Source organism: Serinicoccus sp. CUA-874, assembly GCF_001942225.1.
GTDB classification, from domain to species: Bacteria; Actinomycetota; Actinomycetes; order Actinomycetales; family Dermatophilaceae; genus Ornithinicoccus; species Ornithinicoccus marinus.
The window spans coordinates 95,628-101,977 of sequence record NZ_MKJZ01000002.1; the positions used below are offsets into that span (position 1 = coordinate 95,628).

Genomic DNA, 6,350 nt, shown 5'->3' on the forward strand with positions numbered 1-6,350 from the left:
GCCTCCTCTAGGTCGCGAACCTGTCCGTCGCGCGGATGAGCGCGTCGAGGTTGCCCGGCTCAGAGAAGGCGTGCCCCGCGTCAGATACCACCTCGAGCTCGGCGTCCGGGAGCCGGGCGGCGAGGTCGAAGGCGGTGCGGGCGGGCGTGCACATGTCGAGCCGGCCCTGGACGATGACCGTCGGGATGTGCCGCAGCGTGTGCGCCTGGTCCAGCAGCGCCCCCTCGCGCAGGAAGCCGCCGTGCACGAAGTAGTGGTTCTCGATCCGGGCGAAGGCCACCGCCTGCGCCGGCTCCGTCGCCTTGCGGTAGCCCTCCTCGTCCGGCAGGACCGAGATGACCCGGGACTCCCAGCCGCTCCACGCCTGACCCGCGGGGACGTGCACCGCGGGATCCGGGTCGAAGAGCAGCTCGTGGTAGGCCAGCTGCATCTCGTGCCGGCGCTCCGGGGCCACCGGGGCGACGAACTCGGCCCAGTGGTCGGGGTAGACGTGCTCGAGGTGGCCCCGCTCGTACATCCACGACAGCTCGGCCGGGCGCAGCGTGAAGATGCCCCGCAGCACCAGCTCGGTGACCCGGTCCGGGTGCGCCTGGGCATACGCCAGCGACAGGCACGAGCCCCAGGACCCGCCGAAGACCTGCCACCGGTCGACCCCCAGGTGCTCCCGGATGCGCTCCATGTCGGCGACGAGGTGGGCGGTGGTGTTGGTCGCCCACAGCGCCGGGTCGACCGTGGTCGAGGCGTGCGGCGTGGACCGGCCCGCCATCCGCTGGTCGAAGAGCACGATGCGGTAGCGCGCGGGGTCGAAGACCCGGCGCTGCTTCGGGCTGGTGCCGCTGCCGGGTCCGCCGTGGACGAAGATCACCGGCTTGCCCTGGGGGTTGCCGGACTCCTCGACGTAGACCTCGTGCCCGTCGCCGACGTCCAGCATCTCGGTCCGGTAGGGCTCGATCTCGGGGTAGAAGGTGCGTCGCTCGTTCACCCTCCGACCGTAGCGCTCGCGTCCGCCTGAGCAGAGAAGCAGGCCCGACGCAGGGGTTGCAGCGCCTGCCTCGGGCACCTTTCTCTGCTCAGGCCCCGGGGAGGGCAGGCTTCTCTGCTCAGGCCAGGGTGGGGTGCGCTTTTCTGCTCAGGAAGGGCGCACCATGCGCAGCTCGACGACGCCCTCGTGGCCGTCGAGGTTCTGCGCACCGTCGAGGGCGAAGCCCTGCTGCTCGTAGAAGCGGACGGCCCGGTGGTTGCCCTGCGCCACCCAGAGGTATGCCGCCTGCTCGCCGAGGGCGCGGCGGAGCAGCTCCTGCGCCAGGCCGGTGCCTGGTGCTCGGGGGCGACGTTGAGCGACCAGACCTGGTGCGGGACGGGCGGGTTGTCGTCCCGCGACGGCCCGTGCATGCAGAAGCCCGCCGGCTCGCCCCCGACGAGGGCCACGAGGAAGCCGCGCCCGTCGTCGGCGACCCGATCCTCTGCGTATGCCGTGGCGACCTGCTCCCACAGCGGCCGGAACTGCTCGGGGTCGAGGGCGTCGACCACCTCGTCGGACATGAGGCCGCGGTAGGTCTCCCGCCAGACCCGGGCGTGCAGCGCGCGAACGACTCCGGGTCACCCCGCCGCGGCTCGCGGATCTCCCAGGAGCCGGACCGCGCGTCGGCCCTCCTGGCCTCCTGATCGGCGCGGCCCTGCTCCTGCGGGACGCGCCCGTCGTCGTCGGCCGGGTCGCTCACCGCTGCGGCACGGTGACGATGAGCGCGTCACCCTGTCCGCCGCCGCCGCAGAGCGCCGCCGCACCGGTGCCGCCGCCGCGCCGCTGCAGCTCCAGCGCGAGGTGCAGCAGGATGCGGGCACCGGACATCCCGATCGGGTGGCCCAGCGCGATCGCCCCGCCGTTGACGTTGACCCGCTCCTCGTCGAGGCCGAGCTCGGCGGTCGAGGCCAGGCCGACCGCGGCGAAGGCCTCGTTGATCTCCACCAGGTCCAGATCGGCCGGCTCGATGCCCTGCTTGGCGCAGGCGGCGGCGATGGCGCGCGCCGGCTGGCTCTGCAGCGTCGAGTCCGGCCCGGCCACCATGCCGTGCGCCCCGATCTCGGCGATCCAGTCCAGACCGAGCTCGGTCGCCTTCGCCTTGCTCATCACCACGACCGCGCAGGCGCCGTCGGAGATCTGCGAGGCCGAGCCGGCGGTGATCGTGCCGTCCTGGGCGAAGGCCGGCCGAAGCCGACCCAGCGACTCGGTGGTGGTGTCCGCCCGGATGCCCTCGTCGGTGCTCACCGTGACCGGGTCACCCTTGCGCTGCGGGATCTCGACCGGCACCACCTCGTCGTCGAAGAGCCCCTTCTCCTGGGCCGCGGCCGCCCGCTGGTGGCTGCGCGCGGAGAAGGCGTCCTGCTCCTCGCGGGTGAAGCGGCCCTGCTCGTCGGCGCTGTTGGCGGCCTCAGTGAGCCCGCCCATCGCCTGGTCGGTGAAGGCGTCCCACAGGCCGTCGTGGGCCATGTGGTCGCGCATCGTCACGTCGCCGTACTTGAAGCCCGAGCGCGACTTCTCCAGCAGGTGGGGCGCCGCGCTCATCGACTCCTGCCCGCCGGCGACGACGACCTCGACCTCACCGGCCCGGACCAGCTGGTCGGCGAGCGCGATCGCGTCGATGCCGGACAGGCAGACCTTGTTGATCGTCAGGGCGGGGACGTCCATCGGGATGCCGCCCGCCACCGCCGCCTGACGGGCCGGGATCTGGCCCGCGCCGGCGGTCAGGACCTGGCCCATGATCACGTAGTCGACCTGGTCGCCGGCGATGCCGGCCCGCTGCAGCGCCCCGGCGATCGCGTGCCCGCCGAGCTCGGCACCGGACAGGCCGGAGAGCGACCCGAGCAGCCGCCCCATCGGGGTGCGCGCCCCGGCGACGAGGACGGTCGTGGTGTCGGGCGTGCTGGTCTCGGACATGGCGGTCTCGGACATGGGGGCGCCTCCTCCGGCGGTGCGTGACAGGTATGCCTGGCTCGCCACTGTAGCCGCGCTGCGCGGCTTACCCCGGGTCAGCCTCCGTGCACCAGCTGGCCGTCGAGCACGGTCGCGCTCACGAGGGTGTAGCGGAACCGCCGCGCGCGCTCGGCGCTGGTCCCGGAGGCCAGGAGCGGGTCCTGCTCCAGCAGCACCAGGTCGCCCCGGTCACCCACGCGGACGCGCTGTCCGTCGACGGAGGCCGCGAGCGCCTCCCGAGGCGTGATCTCCTGCTCGGGGTGCCAGCTCTCGCCGTCCTCCGGCCCGCGGTGCACCGCGGCCGCCATCGCCTGCCAGGGGTCGAGCGGTGACACCGGTGCGTCCGAGCCCAGCGTCAGCTCGATCCCGGCGTCGAGGAAGCTGCGCAGGGTGAAGGTGCGGTCGGTGCGGTCCGGCCAGCACTGCTCGGTGACCGAGCGGTCGTCGAGCAGGTGCGCCGGTTGCACGCTGGCCACGACCCGCTGCGGCAGGGCGGCCCACCGGCGCACGTCGGCCGGGTCCACGAGCTGGGCGTGCTCCACCGAGCCCACGGCGCCGCTGGCCGCGAAGGCGTCGAGCACAGCACCCACCGCGGCGTCCCCGATGGCGTGCAGCGCCGCCTCCAGACCGGCCCCCTTCGCGCGGTGCAGCAGCTCGGTGAGCTCCTCCACCGGGTAGTTCGCCGCCCCGGCGGGGTCGCGCAGGAGGTGGCCGTCGGCATACGGGTCGCAGCACCAGGCGGTGCGGGTGTTGAGCGAGCCGTCGGTGATGATCTTGAGCGGGCCCATGGTGACCAGGCCGTCGGTGGCCCGGATGGGGGCGCCGGTGCGCAGCCCGGCGGCGATGGCGTCCTCCAGGCCCTCGGGGTAGACCCCGGTGCGGGCGCGCAGGGGCGGCATGCCCTCGGCGGTGCGCTCGCGCCACTGCTCCCACGGGCGACCGAACTCCAGGTCGACGATCCCGACCACCCCGAGGGTGTGGGCGGCCTGGATCGCGCGGGTGACGGCATACTCCGACTCCTCGTGCGCCCCCTGCAGCCGCTGCAGCCGGTCGTAGAGCGGGAACCATTCGGACTCGGCGACGACCCCGTCCACCGGCGGGCCGCCGAGCAGCCGCAGCGCGGGGGTGTTGAGCCAGCCGTGGTGCCCGTCGCCGCTGATGAGCGCCACCGGGACCTCGCCGGTGACGGCGTCCAGCGCGGCGACCGTGGGCTGCTCCAGCCACCTGCCGGTCCGGTGACCCCAGCCGACGAGCACGCCGGTGGGGCTGTCGAAACCCCAGGTCAAGCGGTCCACGACGCGCGCCAGCACCTCTGACGGGCTCGCCGTGCCCGCGGTGTCGAGACGGGTCTGGCCCAGCGCCCACTGCACCATGTGCACGTGCGTGTCCCACAGCCCGGGCACGACGTGGCGACCCCCGCCGTCCAGGACCGGCACCTCCTGGGCTCTGGTGATGCCGGGACCCACCTCGGCGATCACGCCGTCGCGGACGAGGACGTCCACCGGCTCGGTCGGGGCCGCGGCGTCGTCGTCGATCGCGACCACCCGGACGTCGCGCAGCAGCAGATCGCTCATGGCGGGGATGCTAGTGCGACATACCGGGCCGGCTGCGGGAGGCTGGCGGACAGGCACCCTACGGTGGTCACATGAGCCCCGTTCGTCACGCCCGCAGGCCGGTCCACGCCTCGGCCGACGACTGGGCCCTCCCCCTGGTCGCTGCCCAGGTCCCCGCCCGCGCCCACGCCTCGTGACGACCCAGCACGCACCACGTCGCCCGCACCCGACGCGCGAGCGCAGGACGCGTCGGCGCGGGCAGGACGAGCCCATCCGCCCTCGCGGGGTGGGCACGGAGGCGCCTCCGGACGGGACGACCGAGTCCGACGAGACCACCCCCGAGGGACGGGCTGCCCGGTTGCGCCGGGCGGCCCGGGCGGTCAACCCGGCCGCGGCGCCCCGCGCCGGCGTCCGCGCCGTCCAGCGCTGGCAGGCCTTCCGGGTGCGCCAGCGCGAGCTGCTCGACGAGAGCAACCGGCTCCAGTCCGAGCTGTGGGCGCAGATCCATGCCGGTGCTCCTGCGGCCACGGCCCCCGACACGGCCCCGGCGAGCGGTCCGGCAGGGCGCGAGCCCTCCGTCGGGCCAGCGGGCCGGCGTGGCGAGGAGACCGCGGGGCGCTCGCGGCAGCCCATGCTCTGGGCCTCCCCCTTCTCCATCGGCTTCACCGGGGCGCTCGGGGTGCTGCTGGCCTGGCTGCTCGTGCAGAACCTCACCCGGCTCTCCTCGGTCCTCACCTACCTGCTCGTCGCGGTCTTTCTCACGCTGGCGCTGAACCCACTGGTCGAGGGGCTGACCCGGCGCGGCGTGAGCCGCCCGAGCAGCGTCTTCGTCGTCTTCATGGGTTTCGTCACCGTGGTCGCGGTGAGCGCGGTGACGCTGCTCCCCGGCGTGGTGGCCCAGGCCGTCACCCTGGTCGAACGCGCACCGCAGGTGGTCGAGGAGCTGGCCGGCTCACCCTGGCTGGTCGAGCTCGACGCGCGCTACGCGGTGAGCGAGCGCGCCACCACCGAGCTGGACCGGCTGCTCACCGAGCGCGGCACGTGGACCACGCTCTTCGGTGGCGTCCTCGGCGCCGCCGGCTGGGTCGCCGGCAGCCTGGTGGGTGTCCTCACCTCGGCGATCCTCACGCTCTACCTCCTGGCGACGCTGCCCGCGGTCAAGGACGGGGCATACCGCCTCGTGCCTGCCAGCCGCCGCCCCGGCGTCGTGCGGCTGGCGGAGGAGATCATGCGCCGCGTCGGGGGGTATGCCCTCGGCCAGGCCACCGTCGCGACCATCAACGCGGTCTGCTCGTGGCTGATGATGCAGGTTCTGGGCATCCCCTACGCCGCGATCCTGGCCGTCTCGGTCGGTCTGCTCGGCCTCATCCCGCTCATCGGCGCCACCCTCGGCGCGGTCATCGTGGCGCTCTCGGCGCTCACCGCGTCCCCGACGCTGGCGCTCGTCGTGCTCGTCTACTACGTCATCTACCAGCAGCTCGAGAACTACTGGATCGTCCCGCGCATCATGAAGCGCACGGTGTCGGTGCCCGGTGCGGTCACGGTCGTCGCGGTGCTCGCCGGCGGCACCCTGCTCGGGGTGCTCGGCGCGCTCATCGCCATCCCGGTCGCCGCCGGCCTGCTGCTCGTCTACGAAGAGGTCCTGATCCCGCGCCAGGAGCACCTCTGACCCATCGCCTCCAGCCCGACCGAGGGCAACCCTTCGCGGCGCTCGGTGAGGAGTTGGCCCTAGGAGGGCGCTGAACAATCCGCGCGTCGCCGGGGGTTGGCCGGGCGCTGGGTTGAGACTCTGGGTGTATGCAGGGTGAGGCTGATCGGCAGCGGGA

At 73.8% G+C, this 6,350-nt stretch carries 6 protein-coding genes; 2 read left to right on the top strand and 4 right to left on the bottom strand.

The features are described 5' to 3' along the window. Positions 1–7: 7 nt before the first annotated feature. Both pip and BJF80_RS21395 read right to left on the bottom strand, forming a co-directional pair. Complete coding sequence (gene pip, locus BJF80_RS01010; RefSeq protein WP_075810875.1) at positions 8–982, bottom strand: prolyl aminopeptidase; 975 nt, start codon at positions 980–982, stop codon at positions 8–10. Between the two features lie 147 nt (positions 983–1,129). After that, on the bottom strand, positions 1,130–1,492 hold the full coding sequence (locus BJF80_RS21395) for a GNAT family N-acetyltransferase (RefSeq protein WP_414899266.1): 363 nt from the start codon (positions 1,490–1,492) through the stop codon (positions 1,130–1,132). On the opposite strand from BJF80_RS21395, the gene BJF80_RS01015 reads away from it, so the two are divergent. Beyond that, positions 1,387–1,665: a hypothetical protein gene (locus tag BJF80_RS01015; protein ID WP_075810876.1), complete on the top strand. Its 279-nt coding sequence runs from the start codon at positions 1,387–1,389 to the stop codon at positions 1,663–1,665. The genes BJF80_RS21395 and BJF80_RS01015 overlap by 106 nt on opposite strands. Positions 1,666–1,717: 52 nt before the next feature. Here the strand turns inward: BJF80_RS01015 and BJF80_RS01020 are convergent, their stop codons facing one another. Together BJF80_RS01020 and BJF80_RS01025 are read right to left on the bottom strand one after the other, a co-directional pair. Further along, on the bottom strand, positions 1,718–2,950 hold the full coding sequence (locus BJF80_RS01020; protein ID WP_414899267.1) for an acetyl-CoA C-acetyltransferase: 1,233 nt from the start codon (positions 2,948–2,950) through the stop codon (positions 1,718–1,720). A gap of 77 nt (positions 2,951–3,027) precedes the next feature. Next, on the bottom strand, positions 3,028–4,545 hold the full coding sequence (locus BJF80_RS01025; protein ID WP_075810877.1) for an amidohydrolase: 1,518 nt from the start codon (positions 4,543–4,545) through the stop codon (positions 3,028–3,030). 265 nt (positions 4,546–4,810) lie between these two features. On the opposite strand from BJF80_RS01025, the gene BJF80_RS01030 reads away from it, so the two are divergent. Beyond that, the gene (locus BJF80_RS01030) at positions 4,811–6,193 is read left to right on the top strand and encodes an AI-2E family transporter (protein ID WP_237767371.1); all 1,383 of its coding nucleotides are present in this window, start codon (positions 4,811–4,813) and stop codon (positions 6,191–6,193) included. The last annotated feature ends 157 nt before the right edge of the window (positions 6,194–6,350 follow it).